Origin of the sequence: Oryzomicrobium sp. (assembly GCF_021287045.1) — a bacterium.
GTDB lineage: Bacteria > Pseudomonadota > Gammaproteobacteria > Burkholderiales > Rhodocyclaceae > Oryzomicrobium.
Genome location: NZ_JAJTBG010000019.1, coordinates 19832 through 39661 on the forward strand (window position 1 = coordinate 19832; position 19830 = coordinate 39661).

The following is a 19830-nucleotide window of genomic DNA, read 5'->3' on the forward strand; positions in this document are numbered from 1 at the left end:
GGCGCGGGGTTTGGCGAGGCGGCCGGAAGCATCATCGGCACGGGGCATGACACGGAACGGGCCAGGCAAGGTGAGCCGACGGTGAAAGGACGAGATGGAAGGAATGGGTCCGAGGGGTGGAGTAAAATCGCCCCCATGACCGACCCGCGCTTCATCCACCTCCGTCTCCACAGCGAGTATTCCATCACCGACGGCATCGTCCGCCTCGACGACGCCGTAGCCAAGGCCGCCGGCGACGGTATGCCGGCCCTGGCGCTCACCGACCTGGCCAACGGCTTCGGGCTGGTCAAGTTCTATCTGGCGGCGCGGGGCAAGGGGGTCAAGCCGATCGCCGGCGCGGACGTGTGGATCGCCAACCCCCAGGAGCCGGACCGGCCCAGCCGGCTGCTGCTGCTGGTGCGCAGCCACGCCGGCTACCTGCAACTGTGCGAACTGCTTTCCCGGGCCTACCTGGAGCCGAGCCGGCGCGACCGGGCCGAAGTCCAGCGCGAGTGGTTCGCCGAAATCGGCTGCGACGGGCTGATCGCCCTGTCGTCGGCCCACCTGGGCGACGTGGGCGAATCCCTGTTGGCGGGCAACAGGGACGAAGCGAAGAGGCGTGCCGAGCGCTGGGCCGCGTTGTTCCCGGACGCCTTCTACCTGGAAGTGCAGCGCTACGGCCAGCCCCAGCAGGAGTTGCTGGTTTCGGCTACCGCCGATCTGGCGGCGGAAACCGGACTGCCCCTGGTGGCCACCCACCCGATCCAGTTCCTCTCTCCGGACGATTTCCTCGCCCACGAGGCCCGGGTGTGCATCGCCGAGGGCTACGTGTTGGCCGACACCCGGCGCCCCCGGCCCTATACGGAGCAGCAGTACTTCCTCACCCAGGAGGACATGGCCGAGCGCTTCAAGGACCTGCCCGAGGCCCTGGCCAATACGGTGGAGATCGCCAAGCGCTGCAACCTGTCGCTGACCCTGGGCAAGAACTACCTGCCCCTCTTCCCCACCCCCGAGGGCATGACCCTCGATGACTTCCTGATCGACGAGGCCAAAAAGGGGCTGGAAGAGCGCCTCGCCCACCTCTATCCGGACCCGGAGGAGCGGGAACGGCAGCGGCCGCGCTACGAGGAACGGCTCAAGTTCGAGTGCGACACCATCGTGCAGATGGGCTTCCCCGGCTACTTCCTGATCGTGGCCGACTTCATCCAGTGGGCCAAGAACAACGGTGTGCCGGTGGGCCCGGGCCGGGGTTCCGGCGCAGGCTCCCTGGTGGCCTACTCGCTCAAGATCACCGACCTGGACCCGCTCGCCTACGCCCTGCTGTTCGAGCGCTTCCTCAACCCGGAACGGGTGTCGATGCCCGACTTCGACATCGACTTCTGCCAGGACAACCGCTGGCGGGTGATCGAGTATGTGCGCGGCAAATACGGCGCCGACGCCGTGTCCCAGATCGCCACCTTCGGCACCATGTCGTCGAAGGCGGTGATCCGCGACGTGGGCCGCGTCCTCGACATGCCCTACAACTTCTGCGACCAGCTGTCCAAGCTGATCCCGGTGGAGCAGAACAAGCCCCTGGGGCTCCAGGAGGCCATCGAGGCCGAACCGCAACTGAAGGAGCGGATCGAGCAGGAAGAAGAGGTCAGCGAACTGTTCGCCCTGGCCGGCAAGCTGGAGAACCTGTCGCGCAACGTCGGCATGCACGCCGGCGGCGTGCTGATCGCCCCGGGCAAGCTCACCGACTTCTGCCCCCTCTACTGCCAGCCCGGCGGCGAGTCGGTGGTGTCCCAGTACGACAAGGACGACGTGGAAAAGGTCGGTCTGGTGAAGTTCGACTTCCTGGGCCTGCGCAACTTGACCATTATCGAGCTGGCCCTGGACTACGTGGCCCGGCTCACCGGCACCCGCCCCGACCTGGCGGCCCTGCCCTTCACCGACCCGGCCGCCTACCGCATCCTGAAGGAAGCCAACACCACGGCGATCTTCCAGGTGGAATCGGACGGGATGAAGAAGCTGTTGAAGAAGCTCGGCCCCGACCGCTTCGAAGACATCATCGCCGTGCTCGCCCTGTACCGCCCCGGCCCGCTCGGCTCGGGGATGGTGGACGACTTCATCCTGCGTAAGAAGGGCCAGCAGGCCATCGACTATTTCCACCCGGACCTGGAAGCCAGCCTGTCGCCCACCTACGGCGTCATCGTGTACCAGGAACAGGTGATGCAGATCTCCCAGATCATCGGCGGCTACACCCTGGGCGGCGCCGACATGCTGCGCCGGGCCATGGGCAAGAAGAAGCCCGAAGAAATGGCCAAGCACCGGGAGACCATCGCCGAGGGCGCCAAGAAGAAGGGCTACGACCCGGCCCTGGCCGAACAGTTGTTCGACCTGATGACCAAGTTCGCGGAGTACGGCTTCAACAAGTCGCACACCGCCGCCTACGCGGTGGTCACCTATCACACCGCCTGGCTCAAGGCCCACCACTGCGCCGCCTTCATGGCCGCCACCATGTCCTCGGACATGGACAACACCGACACCGTGAAAATCTTCTACGAAGACACGGTGGCCAACGGCATCACTGTACTGCCGCCGGACGTGAACCATTCCGACTACCGCTTCGTGCCGGTGGACGCCAAGACCATCCGCTACGGCCTGGGCGCGGTGAAGGGCACCGGCCAGCAGGCGGTGGATTGCATCCTCGCCGCCCGGGCGGCGGATGGGCCGTTCACCGACCTGTTCGACTTCTGCCGCCGGGTGGACAAGCGCCTGGTCAACCGCCGCACCATCGAGGCTCTGGTGCGGGCCGGCGCCTTCGATTCGATCGCTCCGGAAGGCGGCGACCGGGCGCTGCTGCTGGCCTCCGTCGGCGTGGCGATGGAGGCCGCCGAGCAGGCCGCCGCCTCGGCCCACCAGGGCGGCCTGTTCGACATGTTCGCCGCCAGCGGCGAGGCCACCGAGCACGCCCCCGACTACGTGCGCCCGGCCGCCCCCTGGGACGAGAAGCAGCGCCTCACCGAAGAGAAGATCGCCCTGGGCTTCTTCTACTCGGGCCACCTGTTCGACTCGGTCAAACACGAGGCCCGCCGCTTCGTCAAAAAATCCCTGTCCCAGCTGGAGCCGGCCCGGGACCTCCAGATGGCCGCCGGCATCGTCGCCGACGTGCGCACGCGCATGAGCCAGCGCGGCAAGATGGCCCTGATACTGCTCGACGACGGCACCAAGCAGGTGGAGGTCACGGTCTTCTCCGAACTGTTCGACGCCAGCCGGAACAAGCTCAAGGTGGATGAACTGCTGATCGTCGAGGGCAAGGTCAGCCGCGACGACTTCCGCGACGGCATCCGCTTCGTCGCCGAGCGGCTGATGACCCTGGCCGACGCCCGCAGCGAATTTGCCCGCTACCTGGCCCTGTCCATGAACGGCCAGGCCGACGCCAAGAAGCTGCGCGCCCTGCTCGCCCCCTACGTGCCCGGCCCCTGCCCGGTGCGGGTGCGCTACCGCAACGACGCCGCCAGCTGCGAGCTGATCCTGGGCGAAACGTCCCGGGTGCGCCTGGAAGAACCCCTGCTCGCCGAGTTCCGCCGCTGGCTGGGGGACGACGGTGTGACGGTGGCCTACGCCGGCGATTGAGTCTGCCGTTTTTGGCGTTTACCCAATTACCAAACCCCGCGCCAGTATTGGCTTTCCGAGGTGCCTGCCTGGAGAGCGAGGACTGGCGCGGAGCTTGAAGCAGCGGCCGTGTAGAACCAAGCTGGGCGCGGGCTTGCCCTATCCCGATGCTTGCGGCCCTGTCCCCGCTTCGACGACCCGGCCGCCCCCGGCTTTTTTTCTGATCCCCTGATCCGCCACCGCCATGACCCTGATCGACCAGACCCTGCTCGACGCCCTGTCCGCCGAAGCCCGCCAGGCTCCCCGGGGGCGCAAGAACCGCAACTTCCACCCGGCGGACGACTTCCCCGCCCACCGGCTGCTCAACGCCATCGAGCCCGGTTCCTACGTCATGCCCCACCGCCACCTGGACGGAGACAAGGCCGAGACCATCGTGGTGGTGCGCGGCGAACTGGGGCTGGTGTTGTTCGACGATGCGGGAGCGGTGGCCGCGACCCATCGCCTGACCCCCGGCGGGGCGGCGGTGGGCGTGGACCTGCCGGCGGGCACCTGGCATTCGGTGCTGGGGCTGGTGCCGGGCACCGTCTTCTTCGAGGCCAAGGCCGGCCCCTACGTGCCGATCCGGCCGGACGAAAAGGCCGCCTGGGCGCCGGCCGAGGGCGACCCCGGTGCGGCCGCCTATCAACAACGCTTGGCCGGGTATTTCGCCTGATCCGGCACGCTGCGCGACCGGGTCGCCGTGTTGCAGCGCGGCAACCGGGAGCGGGGCAATTTGCTACACTCAATCGCAATATCCCGCCGGCAATTCGCGGGGGGCGTGGAAAAAGCGCGAAGAACGCTCCGGCGGGCCGATGCGGCCATTCCGCAACATGAATGGGGCTGCACCGGCAACGACGGGCCGGGCGTGAAAAGGCCCACAGACAGCAGGGATAATAAGGGGGATGATGGCCGGGCCGACCGGCTGGGGGGGCGAGATGAAGACTCGCGAGCCGGGGAAAAAACGGCGGGGAGCGTGGTGATGGCGGAAAACCGCCTTTTCCAGATAGGGGAGTTCGCCAGGCGAACCGCTCCATCCGCTCCCCAGGCGACGACCCTAGCCAGGCCGCCGACCCCAAGACCATAAAAGGAGAACAGCGCCGGTCAGGCTACGCTCAAGCCCTTACGTCATGCTTACGCCATGCGGGCGGCCGGTGCTTACCGCCGCGCACGGACGCTTTCCCAGCCTTGCCGCCGCCCGCTCCACCCGTTCCATTGTTTCGCCCGCACCTCCTCTCCAGGTTTCCATGCGCATCCTCGTAGCAGAAGACGACAAGATCATCGCCGACGGACTGGTCCGTTCCCTCAAGGCCGCCGGCTACGCCGTGGACGTGGCGGCCAACGGGCTGGACGCGGACAACGCCCTGGTGGCCAACACCTACGACCTGGTGATCCTCGACCTGGGCCTGCCCCGGCTGCCCGGCCTGGAAGTGCTCAAGCGTCTGCGCGGCCGCCAGAGCGCCGTGCCGGTCCTGATCCTGACCGCCCTGGACGGCACCACCGACCGGGTCAAGGGCCTGGACCTGGGGGCCGACGACTACATGGGCAAGCCCTTCGACCTGCAAGAGCTGGAAGCCCGGGTGCGCGCCCTGACTCGACGTTCCTCGGGCACCGCGCCGCTCATCCAGTGCGGCGCCCTGAGCTACGACCAGGTGGGCCGGGTGGCCCAGCTGAATGGCACCAGCCTGGACCTGTCGGCCCGGGAGCTGGGCCTGCTGGAAATCCTCCTCTCCCGGGTCGGCCGGCTGGTGTCCAAGGACCAACTGGTGGATCACCTGTGCGGCTGGGGCGAAGAGGTGTCGCACAACGCCATCGAGGTCTACATCCACCGCCTGCGCAAGAAGCTCGAACCGGGCGTGCGCATCGCCACGGTCCGCGGCCTGGGCTACTGCCTTGAAAAACCCCAGGACGACTCCCGCGTCCGCTGAGGCGGACGCCGCGCCGGAGGCGGGGGGCGGCAAGCGGCGCGGCGGGGGCGGTCAGCGCTCCCTGTTCGGCGAGATCCTGGACTGGATGCTGGCGCCGCTCCTGTTCGTCTGGCCGGTGTCGATCGCCATCACCCACTACTTCGCCAACACGGTGGCGGCCTACCCCTACGACCAGTCGCTGCGCGAGCACGTGAACGTGGTCACTCGCCAGATCAAGTTCGTGGACGGCAAGCCGGTGGTGAACCTGCCCCTGTCGGCCCGGGCCATCCTGCGCGCCGACGAGGTGGACAGCGTCTACTTCCATGTCATCACCCGCCAGGGCCAGCGCATCGTCGGCGACCCGGAACTGCCCATGCCCGACGATCCGGCCACCCTGGTCGGGGAGCTGGGCGAAATCCAGTTCCGCGACACCGAAATCGGCGGCCAGGACCTGCGCGTGGCCTACTCGATCATGGGCGACCCGGCGGTGGCCAAGGACCGCTGGCTGATCGTCGAGGTGGGCGAGACCTTGGAAAAGCGTTCCCAGCTGGCCAACAAGATCATCGCCAGCGTCATCCTGCCCCAGTTCGTCATCATTCCCCTGGCGGTGGTGTTGGTCTGGTTCGGCCTGTCCCAGGGGCTGCGGCCCCTCACCTGGCTGCGCGAGCGCATCGAGGCCCGGCCCGAGGACGACCTGTCGCCGATCCCCAACCGCCGGGTGCCGGAAGAGTTGCGCCCCCTGATCGACGCCTTCAACGCCATGATGGAGCGGGTGCAGCGCAACCTGGAGGTGCAGACCCGCTTCATCGCCGATGCCGCCCACCAGCTGCGCACCCCCTTGGCCGGATTGAAGGCCCAGGTGCAGCTGGCCCTGCGCGAGAACGACGCCGAGCAGGTGCGCCACGCTCTGGGGCAGATCGACATCAGCGTGGATCGGGCCTCCCACCTGGTGAACCAGCTGCTGGCCCTGGCCCGGGCCGAAGGGGTGACCGGCGACGCAGACCTGGTGGTGGTGGACCTCAACCAACTGCTCAAGGAGTGCGCCAGCGAGTGGGTGTTCGCCGCCCTGGACAAGCAGATCGACCTGGGCTTCGAGGATGCCGGCGAGCCGGTGGCGGTGCGTGGCTACCCCTTCTGGCTGCGCGAGCTGATCAACAACCTGCTCGACAACGCCCTGCGCTACACCCCGGCCCACGGCCGGGTGACCTGCCGGATGCGGCGCGAGCTGGGGGAGGGCAGCGGCAGCGACCGGGCCGTGCTCGAGGTCGAGGATAACGGTATCGGCATCCGCCCCGAGGAGTGCGAACTGGTGTTCGAGCGCTTCTACCGCAGCGAGGAAGTCACCGGCGGGGTGGTGGACAGCAAGGGCAGCGGCCTGGGCCTGCCCATCGTGCGCGAGATCGCCGCCCTGCACGACGCCACCGCCAGCCTGGTGCCCAATCCCCTGGAAAAGGGTACCGTGGCGGCGGTATCCTTCCCCCTCTACCATCCCCCGGAAGAGCCGGCACCCCCCAGCCCGATCATGGCGGGCCTGGCGTGACGCCGCGACGATAGGTGCAACGCCGGTTTCCCACAGCGGGCCGGCAGTGGGTTGGTGCGGGGCGAGCGCTCCCGGCCGGCCGGTTTTTGCTGCAGTTGCACAGTAAACAATTCGTTGCGCGTAAGTGAAACGTAAGGTTTCCCTCCTAGATTACCGACATTCCTGTCCATCCCGGGCGGGTGTGGCATCGAGAAATCCAAAGGAGGAGTCATATGCGGGACGATCTGGTCGCCAAGATTCAGGCGAATCCCAAGTATCACCAGCTCAAGTCCAAGCGCAACGCGTTTGGCTGGGTGCTCACCGTCATCATGCTGATCGCCTACTACGGCTACGTCGGCGTGATCGCGTTCGATAAGGAACTGTTCGCCCAGCGCGTGGGCGAGGGCGTCACCACCCTCGGCATCCCCGTCGGCTTCGGTCTGATCGTGTTCACCATCGCCATCACCATCTACTACGTGCGGCGGGCGAACGCGGAGTTCGACAGCCTCACCGATGAAATCCTCAAGGAGGTGAAGTAATGAGCCGCCTCACCCAAATCCTCCTTTCCGCCGTCCTGCTCGGCGGCAGCTCCGTGGCCCTGGCCGCGGGCGCCCTGGAAGGCGCGATCGAGAAACAGGCCACCAACTGGCTGGCCATCGGCATGTTCGTCGCCTTCGTGATCGGTACCCTGGGCATCACCTACTGGGCGGCCAAGCGCACCAAGACCACGTCTGACTTCTACACCGCCGGCGGTGGTATCACCGGCTTCCAGAACGGTCTGGCGATCGCCGGCGACTACATGTCCGCGGCCTCGTTCCTGGGTATTTCCGCCGCCGTGTTCGCCAACGGCTACGATGGCCTGATCTACTCGATCGGCTTCCTGGTGGGCTGGCCCATCATCATGTTCCTGATGGCCGAGCGGCTGCGCAACCTGGGCAAGTTCACCTTCGCCGACGTTGCCGCCTACCGCTTCTCCCAGACCCCGATCCGGGCGCTGGCCGCCACCGGGACCCTGGTGACCGTGGCCTTCTACCTGATCGCCCAGATGGTGGGTGCCGGCCAGCTGATCAAGCTGCTGTTCGGCCTCGACTACTCGACCGCGGTGATCATGGTCGGCATCCTGATGATCCTCTACGTCACCTTCGGCGGCATGATCGCCACCACCTGGGTGCAGATCATCAAGGCCGTGCTGCTGCTCTCCGGCGTGACCTTCATGGCCTTCATGGTCCTGGCCCAGTTCGGTTTCTCTCCCGAAGCCCTGTTCGCCAAGGCCGTGCAGATCAAGACCGAGAAGGCGCTGGCCGCCGGCAAGTCCGCCGAAGAGGCCGCCAAGGTGGGCTTCTCCATCATGGCCCCGGGCAACTTCATCAAGGACCCCATCTCCGCCATCTCCTTCGGTATGGCGCTGATGTTCGGTACCGCCGGTCTGCCCCACATCCTGATGCGCTTCTTCACCGTGCCCGATGCCAAGGAAGCCCGTAAGTCCGTGGCCTGGGCCTGCACCTGGATCGGCTACTTCTACATCATCATCTTCTTCATCGGCTTCGGCGCCATCGTGCTCGTGGGTACCAACCCCGACTTCCTGGATGCCAAGGGCGTGCTGAAGGGTGGCGGCAACATGGCGGCGGTCCACCTGGCCAAGGCCGTGGGCGGTGACGTGTTCCTCGGCTTCATCTCCGCCGTGGCCTTCGCCACCATCCTCGCCGTGGTGTCCGGCCTGACCCTGTCCGGCGCCTCCGCCGTGTCCCACGACCTGTACGCCTCGGTGTTCTGCAAGGGCCACGCCCCCGAAGGTTCCGAAATCCGCGTGTCCAAGATCACCACCCTGGTGCTCGGCGTGGTGGCGGTGATTCTCGGTATCGCCTTCGAGAAGCAGAACGTGGCCTTCATGGTTGCCCTGGCCTTCGCCATCGCCGCCTCGGCCAACTTCCCGGTGCTGTTCCTGTCCGTGCTGTGGAAGGGTTGCACCACCCGCGGCGCCTTCATCGGCGGCTTCCTCGGCCTGATCACCGCGGTCGCCCTGACCATCGTCTCCAAGGCTGTGTGGGTGGACGTGTTCGGCAACGCCAAGGAGCTCTTCCCCTACGCTTCGCCGGCCCTGTTCTCCATGACCGTGGGCTTCGTCGGGATCTGGCTGTTCTCGATCCTCGACTCCAGCGCCCAGGCCCAGAAGGAACGGGAGTCCTACGACGCCCAGGAAGTCCGCTCCGAAACCGGCTACGGTGCCGCTGCGGCCTCCGCGCACTAACGACGCACAATTCCGACATCGACTTCGGTCGAACCACTTCAACCCCGGGCTGCGTCCCGGGGTTTTTTTCTTCAGGGACAAGAACATGACGACAACCGCTCCCGGCTCCACCCGAGCCAGCATCCGCACCCTGCTCATGCTGCCGGTGCGCGAAGCCCGGCTGCGCCCGCCCCTGACCGTTCCCGCCAGCCATACGCTGCGCCAGGGGGCGCGGCTGATGGACCAGCAGGGCGTGGCCTTCGTGCTGGTTGCGGCCGAGGACGGCGGCGCCCTGGGCATCGCCACCGGCACCGACCTGCGCCGGGCGGTACTGGCCGGCGACCGTGCACCGGAGACGCCCCTGGCCGAGGTGGCCACCTTCCCGGCCATGGCCGTGGATGGCGAACGCTCCCTGCTCGACGCCCTGCTGCTCTTCAACCGCCACGGGTTCGAACGGTTGCTGGTGGAAGAGGGCGGTCAGCCCCTGGGGGTGCTCGAAGCCGGCGAGATCCTGCGCCACCTGGCCAGCCATGCCGATGCCGTCGGCTTGCAGATCGAAGCGGCAGCCCACGTCCGCGATCTGGCCCCGGCCCACGCCAGCCTGCTGCGGCTGATCGCCGCCCTGGCCGCCGAGCAGGTGCGGGTGGACCACATCGCCCGGGAGGCGAGCCAGCTCACCGGCCAGGTCTTCGCCCGGGTCTTCGACTTACTCGCTCCGCCGGAACTGGCGCGGCAGGTGTGCTTCGTCGCCCTGGGTAGCGAAGGGCGCGGCGAGCAGATATTGCCCACCGACCAGGACAACGCCTTCATCCTGCGCGATGCGTCCTGCCGGGACGAAGCCCTGGCCCTGGGCCGGACCGTCAGCGCCGCATTGCTGGAGCTGGGCTATCCGGAGTGCCCGGGCGACATCATGGTGCGCAACCCGGAGTGGGTGATGACCGTCGAAGAGCTGCGCCACAAGGTTCACGACTGGGTGGCGGCGCCGTCCGAGGCCAACCTGCTTAACCTGGCGATCCTGCTCGACGGCCATGCCCTGGCCGGGGATGCCTCGCTCCTCGACGCAGCCCGGACCCTGATGTTCGACCTGTGCGCCGGCAACGCCACCTTCATGGCCCGCTTCGCCCAGGGAGCGGTGCGCTTTCCCAGTGCCCTGGGCTGGTTCAACCGCCTGGTGGGCGCCCGGGAGGGCGAGCACAAGGGCCGCATCGACCTGAAGAAGGGCGGGGTCTTTCCCCTGGTGCATGGCCTGCGCGCCCTGGCCCTGGAAGAGCGCATCCCGGTCACCGGCAGCCTGGAGCGCCTAGCCGTGCTGCGCGACCGCCGGGTACTGTCCGCCGCCTTCGCCGCCGAACTGGAGGAGGCTTTCCTGGTGCTGACCCGGTTACGCCTGGAGGCTGGCCTGGCCACCGCCGAGGCCGGGGGCGACGACCGCAATCATTTGGATCCCCAGGCCCTCAACCGGCTGGAGGCCGACCTGCTCACCGCCACCTTCCAGAGCGTTGAAAACTTCAAATCGTGGCTGCGCCAGCACTACCGCATGGACGTGCTGGGGCTGTGACGGAACCCGGCCGGGGCGGCGGCGTGGTACCGCTCCAGCCGGTCCCAGGCCTGGGCAACGGGTGCGCGGAAACTCTTTGACAGTCGCGTGACCCTTGCCTATAATGCGGCCTTCTTTGACGGCCAGGTAGCTCAGTTGGTAGAGCAGCGGATTGAAAATCCGCGTGTCGGCGGTTCGATTCCGTCCCTGGCCACCACAAGATTCGATGCAAAAAAGCCAGTCCTCGCGACTGGCTTTTTTGCGTTTACTCTTTTCGTTTCTCCTGTTGCGTCCTGCGGCACGGCCACCGTATCGCTGCGGTAGCCGTGCCACAGGGCTGGTCAGGCCAGATCGAAGCGGTCCGCGTTCATGACCTTGGTCCAGGCGGCGACGAAGTCGCGGACGAACTTCTCCCGGTTGTCGTCCTGGGCATAGACCTCGGCGTAGGCACGCAGCACCGAGTTGGAGCCGAACACCAGGTCGACCCGGGTGGCCGTCCACTTCACGGCGCCACTCTTGCGCTCACGAATTTCGTACAGATTCCGGCCGGCCGGCTTCCAGGTGTAGGCCATGTCGGTCAGATTGACGAAGAAGTCGTTGGTCAGGGCGCCGACCCGGTCGGTGAACACGCCGTGGCGGGTGCCGCCGTGGTTGGTGCCGAGCACGCGCAGGCCGCCGACCAGGACGGTCATCTCGCAGGCGGTCAGCCGCATCAGTTGGGCCCGGTCGAGCAGCATTTCTTCCGGAGTGACCGCGTAATGCTGCTTCTGCCAGTTGCGGAAGCCGTCGGCCAGGGGTTCGAGCACCTCGAAGGACTCGGCGTCGGTCATGGCCGCCGTGGCATCGCCCCGGCCCGGGGCAAACGGCACCGCCACGTCGACGCCCGCCGCCTTGGCGGCCTGCTCGATGCCGACGTTGCCGGCCAGCACGATCACGTCGGCCACGCTGGCGCCGGTCTCGGCGGCGATCTTTTCATACGCTGCCAGGGCCTTGGCCAGCCGGGCCGGTTCGTTGCCTTCCCAGTCCTTTTGCGGGGCCAGGCGGATGCGCGCGCCGTTGGCGCCGCCGCGCTTGTCCGAGCCGCGGAAGGTGCGGGCGCTGTCCCAGGCGGTGGCTACCATTTCGGCGATGGAGAGGCCGCTGGCGGCGATCTTGGCCTTAACTGCCGCCACGTCGTAGTCGCTGCGGCCGGCGGGAACCGGGTCCTGCCAGATCAGGTCTTCCTGGGGCACGTCCGGGCCGATGTAGCGGGCCTTGGGGCCCATGTCCCGGTGGGTCAGCTTGAACCAGGCCCGGGCGAAGACCTCCGAGAAGTAGGCCGGGTCGTCGCGGAAGCGCTCGGCGATCTTGCGGTATTCCGGGTCGAACTTCATCGCCATGTCGGCGTCGGTCATGATCGGCTTGCGGCGGATCGTCGGGTCCTCCACGTCCACCGGCATGTCTTCTTCCTTGATCGCCACGGGCTCCCATTGCCAGGCGCCGGCCGGGGACTTCTGCAGCCACCAGTCGTGGCCGAACAGCATGTTGAAGTAGCCGTTGTCCCAGCGGGTGGGATGGGTGGTCCAGGCGCCTTCGATGCCGCTGGTCACCGTGTCGCGGCCGACGCCCCGGGTGGCGTGGTTCATCCAGCCCAGGCCCTGTTCTTCCAGCTCGGCCCCTTCGGGCGCCGGGCCCAGGTTGGCGGCGCTGCCGTTGCCGTGGGTCTTGCCCACAGTGTGGCCGCCGGCAGTCAGCGCCACGGTCTCTTCATCGTTCATCGCCATGCGGGCGAAGGTGACGCGGATGTCCCGGGCGGTCTTCAGCGGGTCGGGCTTGCCGTCCACGCCCTCGGGGTTTACGTAGATCAGGCCCATCATCACGGCGGCCAACGGGTTTTCCAGGTCGCGCTCGCCGGAATAGCGGCTGCCCTCGCTGCCGGTGGGGGCCAGCCATTCCTTTTCGGAGCCCCAGTAAACATCCTTTTCGGGATGCCAGATGTCTTCCCGGCCAAAGCCGAAACCGAAGGTCTTGAAGCCCATCGACTCGTAGGCCATGTTGCCGGCCAGCACGATCAGATCGGCCCAGCTCAGTTTGTTGCCGTATTTCTTCTTGATCGGCCAGAGCAGGCGGCGGGCCTTGTCCAGGTTGGCGTTGTCCGGCCAGGAGTTGAGCGGGGCGAAGCGCTGGTTGCCCGTACCGGCGCCGCCCCGGCCGTCGGCGATGCGGTAGGAGCCCGCCGCGTGCCAAGCCATGCGGATCATCAGGCCGCCGTAGTGGCCCCAGTCCGCCGGCCACCATTCCTGGCTGTCGGTCATCAACGCCTTCAGGTCTTGCTTGAGCGCGGCCACGTCGAGCTTCTTGACCTCGTCCCGGTAGTTGAAACCGGCGCCCAACGGGTCGGTCTTGGTGTCGTGCTGGTGCAGGATGTCGAGGTTGAGCGCCTTGGGCCACCAAGCAGCGTTCGACGCGCCTGCCGTCGTGTTGCCGCCGTGCACTACAGGACAGCGGCCTGCGTTCGTGAGCGTATTGCCTTCCATATCCCTTCTCCTTCCGTAACGAGGTTGATGGTCGTTTTCCGTCGCCACCGTTGGCTTCGTTTCGAGCGGTGCGGTGCCCGTGTCCGTGCGACCTGGGCGAGGCGTACTTTGCCGCCGATATCGGTCATTGCCTGCTCAGGTTAGCAGAAGAAGGCGGCATGTTCCCCGCATGCGGATTGATGAGCTTGATTGATAAAAGTAATTGAGTTGTTAAGTTTGATTGCAGCTTGTTGTCGCGATTGCGTGTGGGCGGGTTTGTCGCCACTGTTTACGAGGAGTCTCGCCGCACCCCGGAAGGCCCGTGCCTGCTTGCGGCGCCGGGGCCGCTGGGGTAGTATGCGCGCCTCGCATTGGTGAGCCGAGGTACGCGATAGCGCTTCTGGCCTCCGACGGGCTCCAGCCAGCCCAGCTTCCGCTGGGCTTTTTGTTGCAAGCCCTTAGCGACGTGAAGGCTCGAACCGGCGACATCCGGATCGGGCGCGCCGCGGTCGCCCATGTAGCTCAGTGGCAGAGCACTCCCTTGGTAAGGGAGAGGTCGGCAGTTCAATCCTGCCCATGGGCACCATCGACACTTTCGGACACCTGAAACGCCGACCGGCCACGGTCGGCGTTTTGCTTTTGTGGGCCGAAAAGGCGGTGGCGGTGGCGGTGCCGCTACCGGCGGCCGTGCGGGGCTGCTAGCATTCCCGGGTCACTGCCTCCGGGCAGCATGTTTCCACCAAGGACTCCCCATGGACATCGCACGAATTTCCCAAGCCCGCTACACCACCAAGGCCTTCGATCCCGTCAAGACGATTCCCCAGGACAAGATTGAGCAGTTGCGCACCCTGCTGCGCAACAGCCCTTCGTCGGTCAATTCCCAGCCCTGGCACTTCGTCATCGCCAGCACGCCGGAAGGCAAGGCGCGCATCGCCAAGGGTACCCAGGGCGGTTTTGCCTACAATGGCCCGAAAGTGCTCAACGCGTCCCACGTGGTGGTGCTGTGCGGGCGCAAGGCCCTGGACGACGCCCACCTGAGCGCGGTGTTGGCCCAGGAGCAGCGCGACGGCCGCTTCGCCACGCCCGACGCCATGGCCACCCAGGACAAGAGCCGGCGCTTCTACGTCAACCTGCACCAAACCGAGCTGAAGGACGAAGCGACCTGGGTCGAGCGCCAGGTTTATCTGGCCTTGGGCACCCTGCTCCTGGGAGCTGGAGCCCTGGAGATCGACGCCTGCCCAATGGAAGGCTTCGACGCCGCGATCCTGGACGCCGAACTCGGCCTGGCAGAGCAGGGCCTGACCAGCCTGGTGCTGGTGGCCCTGGGCTACCGGGGCGAGGGCGACTTCAATGCCAAGCTGCCCAAGTCGCGCCTGCCCGAGTCGACTCTGTTCACCAGCCTCTGATTGCCGGGACGCCATAAACGACAACGCCCGCCGGTTTCCGGCGGGCGTTTGCATTTTGCGGGGGGCTGTGCCGCCCCGTCTTCCCGAATCAGGAGTGGCTCGGGGGTTCGCCTTTGTGGCGGAAACTGATGCGGGCTTTGGTCAGGTCGTAGGGCGACATTTCCAGGGTGACCCGGTCGCCTTCCAGGATGCGGATGCGGTGCTTGCGCATCTTGCCCGAGACGTAGGCGATCACTTCGACGCCGTTTTCCAGATTGACGCGAAAGCGGGTGTCCGGCAGCACTTCGGCGACGACGCCCTGCATTTCGATGAGTTCTTCCTTGGCCATGGTCTAGCTTCCTGCGTCTCCGGCCGGCCCGGAGGAGAAATAGTGACGTATATAAAAAAAGCCCGGCGAACCGGGCTTTTTTCGTGCAACCAGGTGTTTAGCCTGATTACTCGATCGGGCGAATGTTGGTCGCCTGCAGGCCCTTCGGGCCGGTGGTCACGTCGAAGGTGACCTTTTGGTTCTCGGTCAGGGTCTTGAAGCCCTGGGATTGGATCGCGGAGAAGTGGGCGAAGAGATCCTCACCGCCGTTGTCGGGGGAGATGAAACCAAAGCCTTTAGCGTCGTTGAACCACTTGACGGTACCAGTTGCCATGATGAATAGCTTCCTTGAAGAAGAAATGAAGAGGGGAGGATTCCCCGGAACACGAGATCAAGGAGAACTGCCGGCTAACTGGAGTCGCAGAAATAGGTACTGCAAAACTAGGTGCTGCCGTTGCTACTTGTAAATCCCGAACTTGCGAGTATGGCGTCTTGCCGGAGGATTGGCAAACATTATTTTTCGCGGGGTGCTTTTGGGCACCTGGCCCGGCGGGGCTGAGCCACCCGTCGACCGGAGGGCGTGGGCTCGGCGACGGCCGCCGGGCCGAAGCGGCGGAGGCCCCACCGGGGCGCCCCGGATAGGGTGGGGAGCAAAGTCGTCTTTACGTTGTCTTTATATCGCATCCGGGTCTATTAACAGCATTTTTTCCCGGCCGTCATTAGGTTGTAGACCGTATTGAAAGCTTGGGGGCGCCTTGGTTCTCCGGGGGTTCCCGCTGCGCTTTTCAACCCGTTTGCAAGCATCGAGGTGCGTATGAACGCTTTATATCTGACGGTCGGCCTGGTGGCGCTCGGCTTGGCCGTGTACCTGCTGATCGCGCTGTTCCGTGCGGAGGACTTCTCATGAACGGCCTTTCCCCGTCCGTGCTGGCCGCCGGGCAGCTGATCGTCTATCTGGTCCTGCTGCTGGCGCTGGCCTGGCCCCTGGGCGGCTACATCGCCCGGGTCTTCGACGGCCGCATCCGCTTCGGGGCCGCCCTGGAGGCCCGCATATACCGCCTGTGTGGCATTGATCCGGCCCAGGAGATGGGCTGGAAGCGCTATGCCCTGGCGGTGTTGTTGTTCAACGCCCTGGGCTTTGCCGCCGTGTTCGCCCTGCAACTGCTGCAAGGGGCACTGCCCTTCAACCCGGAGGGGTTCGGCGCCATGACCTGGGATTCGGCCCTCAACACCGCCGTCTCCTTCGTCACCAATACCAACTGGCAGGGCTACAGCGGCGAAAGCACGATGAGCTACCTGACCCAGATGCTCGCCCTGGCGGTGCAGAACTTCTTTTCCGCCGCCACCGGCCTGGCGGTGGTGATGGCCCTGATCCGCGGCCTGGCCCGGCACTCGGCCCAGACCATCGGCAATTTTTGGGTGGACCTGGGGCGCGGCACGGCTTATGTGCTGCTGCCGGTGTCCTTCGTCGTCGCCCTGCTGCTGGCCGGCGGCGGCGTGATCCAGAACCTGGACGGCTACAAGACGGTGCCCTTGGCGGAGCCGGTCACCTTCAGCCAGCCCAAGGTCGATGCGGCCGGCCAGCCGGTGCTCGGCGCCGACGGCAAGCCGGCGATGGAAGAGGCCACCACCCGGGAGCAGCGCCTGCCCATGGGGCCGGTGGCCTCCCAGGAAGCGATCAAGATGGCGGGCACCAACGGCGGCGGCTTCTTCAACGCCAACTCGGCCCACCCCTACGAGAACCCGACGCCCTTCACCAATCTGGTGGAGATGCTGGCCATCTTCCTCATTCCGGCAGCCCTGTGCTTTTCCTTCGGCCAGATGGTGGGCGACCGGCGCCAGGGCTGGACGGTGCTGGCCACCATGACCCTGCTGTTCGTCATCGCCGTGGTCGCCGTCACCGCCGCCGAGAGCCAGACCCCGGGCTACCTGACGGCCCAGGGCGCCACCGCCGTGGGCAATCTGGAAGGCAAGGAGGTGCGCTTCGGCATCAACGCCACCAGCCTGTTCGTCGCCATCACCACCGGCGCCTCCTGCGGCGCGGTCAACGCCATGCACGATTCCCTCACCCCCCTGGGCGGCCTGGTGCCGATGCTGCTGATGCAGCTCGGCGAGGTGGTCTTCGGTGGGGTCGGCACCGGCCTCTACAGCATGCTGGTGTTCGCCATCCTGGCGGTTTTCCTGGCAGGGCTGATGGTGGGGCGCACCCCGGAATACCTGGGCAAGAAGATCGAATCCTGGGAGATGAAGATGATCTCCGTGGCCATCCTGATCACCCCCTTCCTGGTGCTGGCCGGCACCGCGGCGGCGGTGATGACCGAGGCCGGCCGGGCCGGCATCCTCAACCCGGGCGCCCACGGCTTCTCCGAGGTGCTCTACGCCCTGGTCTCGGCGGCCAACAACAACGGCAGCGCCTTCGCCGGCCTGTCCGCCAACACCCCCTTCTGGAACCTGCTCACCGCCGTCGCCATGGCCTTCGGCCGCTTCGGCGTGATCCTGCCGGTGCTGGCGGTGGCCGGCTCCCTGGCGGCCAAGAAGCGCATCCGCGAAGGGGCTGGCACCCTGCCCACCCACGGCACCCTGTTCGTGGTCCTGCTGGGGGCCACGGTACTGATCGTCGGCGCCCTGACCTACCTGCCGTCCCTGGCCCTGGGGCCGATCGTCGAACACCTGATCCTGTTCCCGGCGCACTGAGCCCCTCGGCGCGCCTTCCGGGAGAACCCACATGAAACATTCCGCTCCGCTGCCCCTGTTCGACCGCGCCCTGCTCGGCCCGGCGATCAAGGGCGCCTTCGCCAAGCTGTCGCCCCGGGTGCAGATGAAAAACCCGGTGATGTTCGTGGTCTACGTCGGCAGCATCCTCACTTCCCTGCTGTTTGCCCAGGCCGTCACCGGCGAGGGTGAGGCCCCGGCCGGCTTCATCCTGGCCGTGTCCCTGTGGCTGTGGTTCACCGTGCTCTTCGCCAACTTCGCCGAGAGCCTGGCCGAAGGCCGCAGCCAGGCCCAGGCTGCCGCCCTGAAGGGCCTCAAGAAGACCACCTGGGCGAAGAAGCTGCAAAAGCCCCAGTTCGGCGCCGCCACCTACACCGTGCCCGCCGAAGACCTGCGCCGCGGCGACGTGGTGCTGGTCACCGCCGGCGAATTCGTGCCCGCCGACGGCGAGGTGATCGAGGGTGTGGCCTCGGTGGACGAGTCGGCCATCACCGGTGAATCGGCCCCGGTGATCCGGGAATCCGGCGGCGACTTTTCCGCCGTCACCGGCGGCACCCGGGTGCTGTCCGACTGGTTGGTGGTGCGCGTCACCACCAATCCGGGCGAAGCCTTCCTCGACCGCATGATCGCCATGGTCGAAGGCGCCAAGCGGCAGAAGACCCCCAACGAGATCGCCCTGACCATCCTGCTGGTGGCCCTGACCCTGGTCTTCCTGCTGGCGGTGGCCACCCTGCTGCCCTTCTCCCTGTTCTCGGTGGCGGCCGCCGGCCTGGGCTCGCCAGTGACGGTGACCGTGCTGGTGGCCCTGCTGGTCTGCCTGATCCCCACCACCATCGGCGGCCTGCTCTCGGCCGTGGGGGTGGCCGGCATGAGCCGCATGATGCAGGCCAACGTGATCGCCACCTCGGGCCGGGCGGTGGAAGCTGCCGGCGACGTGGACGTGCTGCTGCTCGATAAGACCGGCACCATCACCCTGGGCAACCGCCAGGCCTCGGCCTTCGTGCCCGCCGAGGGCGTCACCGAGCGGGAGTTGGCGGATGTGGCGCAACTGGCCTCCCTGGCCGACGAGACGCCGGAAGGGCGTTCCATCGTGGTGCTGGCCAAGGAGCGCTTCAACCTGCGCGAGCGGGACCTGCACGCCCTGGAAGCGAGCTTCGTCCCCTTCACCGCCCAGACCCGCATGAGTGGCGTCAACCTGGGCAACCTAGAAAAGCCCCGCCAACTGCGCAAGGGCGCGGCGGACGCCATCCGCCGCCACGTCGAATCCCAGGGCGCCGCTTTCCCCGCTGGGGTGCAGCGCCAGGTGGACGAGGTGGCCCGCAGCGGTGGCACGCCCCTGGTGGTGAGCGACGACGTCAAGGTACTGGGGGTGGTCGCCCTCAAGGACATCGTCAAGGGCGGCATCAAGGAGCGCTTCGCCGAACTGCGCCGCATGGGCATCAAGACGGTGATGATCACCGGCGACAACCGGCTCACCGCCGCCGCCATCGCCGCCGAGGCCGGGGTGGACGACTTCCTCGCCGAAGCCACGCCCGAAGCCAAGCTGGCCCTGATCCGCCAGACCCAGGGCGAGGGCCGCCTGGTGGCCATGACCGGCGACGGCACCAACGACGCCCCGGCCCTGGCCCAGGCGGACGTGGCGGTGGCCATGAACACCGGCACCCAGGCCGCCAAGGAAGCCGGCAACATGGTGGACCTGGACTCCAATCCGACCAAGCTGATCGAGATCGTCGAGATCGGCAAGCAGATGCTGATGACCCGGGGGGCGCTCACCACCTTCTCGGTGGCCAACGACGTGGCCAAGTACTTCGCCATCATCCCGGCGGCCTTCGCCACCACCTATCCCCAACTGGCCACCCTCGACGTGATGCGCCTCAACAGCCCCACCTCGGCCATCCTCTCGGCGGTCATCTTCAACGCCCTGGTCATCGTCGCCCTGATCCCCCTGGCCTTGAAGGGTGTCCACTACCGCGCCCTGGGGGCGGCGGCGCTGCTCAAGCGCAACCTGCTCATCTACGGCGTCGGCGGCCTGATCGTGCCCTTCATCGGCATCAAGCTGATCGACCTGCTGCTCGGCCCCATCCTCAACCTGTTCGCCTAATCCGGAG

14 protein-coding genes and 2 tRNA genes are annotated in these 19830 nt (G+C 66.8%); 13 read left to right on the forward strand and 3 right to left on the reverse strand.

The annotated features are described in order from the left end of the window. Positions 1 to 135: 135 nt before the first annotated feature. The 8 genes from dnaE to LWW89_RS16575 all read left to right on the forward strand — a co-directional run bounded on the left by dnaE (position 136) and on the right by LWW89_RS16575 (position 11019). Positions 136 to 3597: a DNA polymerase III subunit alpha gene (gene dnaE, locus LWW89_RS16540; RefSeq protein WP_293266161.1), complete on the forward strand. Its 3462-nt coding sequence runs from the start codon at positions 136 to 138 to the stop codon at positions 3595 to 3597. Between the two features lie 223 nt (positions 3598 to 3820). Beyond that, entirely contained in the window at positions 3821 to 4288 is a 468-nt protein-coding gene (locus tag LWW89_RS16545) for a WbuC family cupin fold metalloprotein (RefSeq protein WP_293266163.1), read from the forward strand. Positions 4289 to 4859: 571 nt separating this feature from the next. Continuing rightward, positions 4860 to 5540 (forward strand): response regulator transcription factor, encoded by a 681-nt coding sequence (locus LWW89_RS16550; RefSeq protein WP_293266165.1) that lies wholly within the window; start codon positions 4860 to 4862, stop codon positions 5538 to 5540. Continuing rightward, positions 5506 to 7059 carry a sensor histidine kinase gene (locus tag LWW89_RS16555; RefSeq protein WP_293266167.1) on the forward strand — a complete coding sequence of 518 codons (1554 nt, stop codon included), beginning with the start codon at positions 5506 to 5508 and terminating at the stop codon, positions 7057 to 7059. The genes LWW89_RS16550 and LWW89_RS16555 overlap by 35 nt, the downstream gene beginning before the upstream one ends. A gap of 212 nt (positions 7060 to 7271) precedes the next feature. Next, the gene (locus tag LWW89_RS16560) at positions 7272 to 7577 is read left to right on the forward strand and encodes a DUF485 domain-containing protein (protein ID WP_293266169.1); all 306 of its coding nucleotides are present in this window, start codon (positions 7272 to 7274) and stop codon (positions 7575 to 7577) included. Continuing rightward, the gene (locus LWW89_RS16565; RefSeq protein ID WP_293266171.1) at positions 7577 to 9286 is read left to right on the forward strand and encodes a cation acetate symporter; all 1710 of its coding nucleotides are present in this window, start codon (positions 7577 to 7579) and stop codon (positions 9284 to 9286) included. Before LWW89_RS16560 ends, LWW89_RS16565 begins: the two co-directional genes overlap by 1 nt. Positions 9287 to 9371: 85 nt before the next feature. Next, the gene (locus LWW89_RS16570) at positions 9372 to 10823 is read left to right on the forward strand and encodes a putative nucleotidyltransferase substrate binding domain-containing protein (protein ID WP_293266173.1); all 1452 of its coding nucleotides are present in this window, start codon (positions 9372 to 9374) and stop codon (positions 10821 to 10823) included. 120 nt (positions 10824 to 10943) lie between these two features. Further along, positions 10944 to 11019, forward strand: a tRNA-Phe gene (locus LWW89_RS16575). Positions 11020 to 11143: 124 nt separating this feature from the next. On the opposite strand, the gene katG is transcribed toward LWW89_RS16575, so the two are convergent. After that, on the reverse strand, positions 11144 to 13318 hold the full coding sequence (gene katG, locus LWW89_RS16580) for a catalase/peroxidase HPI (protein ID WP_293266175.1): 2175 nt from the start codon (positions 13316 to 13318) through the stop codon (positions 11144 to 11146). A 490-nt stretch (positions 13319 to 13808) separates the two neighbouring features. Here katG and LWW89_RS16585 point away from each other — a divergent pair. Both LWW89_RS16585 and nfsB read left to right on the forward strand, forming a co-directional pair. Then, positions 13809 to 13883 (forward strand) — tRNA-Thr (locus tag LWW89_RS16585). A gap of 166 nt (positions 13884 to 14049) precedes the next feature. Further along, positions 14050 to 14703 carry an oxygen-insensitive NAD(P)H nitroreductase gene (gene nfsB / locus LWW89_RS16590; protein ID WP_293266177.1) on the forward strand — a complete coding sequence of 218 codons (654 nt, stop codon included), beginning with the start codon at positions 14050 to 14052 and terminating at the stop codon, positions 14701 to 14703. Positions 14704 to 14791: 88 nt separating this feature from the next. Here nfsB and infA read toward each other — a convergent pair whose 3' ends face one another. Both infA and LWW89_RS16600 read right to left on the reverse strand, forming a co-directional pair. After that, entirely contained in the window at positions 14792 to 15031 is a 240-nt protein-coding gene (gene infA / locus LWW89_RS16595) for a translation initiation factor IF-1 (RefSeq protein ID WP_293266179.1), read from the reverse strand. A 106-nt stretch (positions 15032 to 15137) separates the two neighbouring features. Beyond that, entirely contained in the window at positions 15138 to 15344 is a 207-nt protein-coding gene (locus LWW89_RS16600) for a cold-shock protein (protein ID WP_293266181.1), read from the reverse strand. Positions 15345 to 15824: 480 nt separating this feature from the next. Between LWW89_RS16600 and kdpF the strand changes: the two genes are divergently transcribed. From kdpF to kdpB, 3 genes are read left to right on the forward strand one after another with little or no spacing between them, the layout of a single operon-like run. Next, positions 15825 to 15917, forward strand: coding sequence for a K(+)-transporting ATPase subunit F (kdpF, locus tag LWW89_RS16605; protein WP_293266182.1), 93 nt, complete (start codon positions 15825 to 15827; stop codon positions 15915 to 15917). Then, positions 15914 to 17704 carry a potassium-transporting ATPase subunit KdpA gene (gene kdpA / locus LWW89_RS16610; protein WP_293266183.1) on the forward strand — a complete coding sequence of 597 codons (1791 nt, stop codon included), beginning with the start codon at positions 15914 to 15916 and terminating at the stop codon, positions 17702 to 17704. The genes kdpF and kdpA overlap by 4 nt, the downstream gene beginning before the upstream one ends. A 31-nt stretch (positions 17705 to 17735) precedes the next feature. Continuing rightward, positions 17736 to 19823, forward strand: coding sequence for a potassium-transporting ATPase subunit KdpB (gene kdpB / locus LWW89_RS16615; protein WP_293266185.1), 2088 nt, complete (start codon positions 17736 to 17738; stop codon positions 19821 to 19823). Positions 19824 to 19830: the final 7 nt, after the last annotated feature.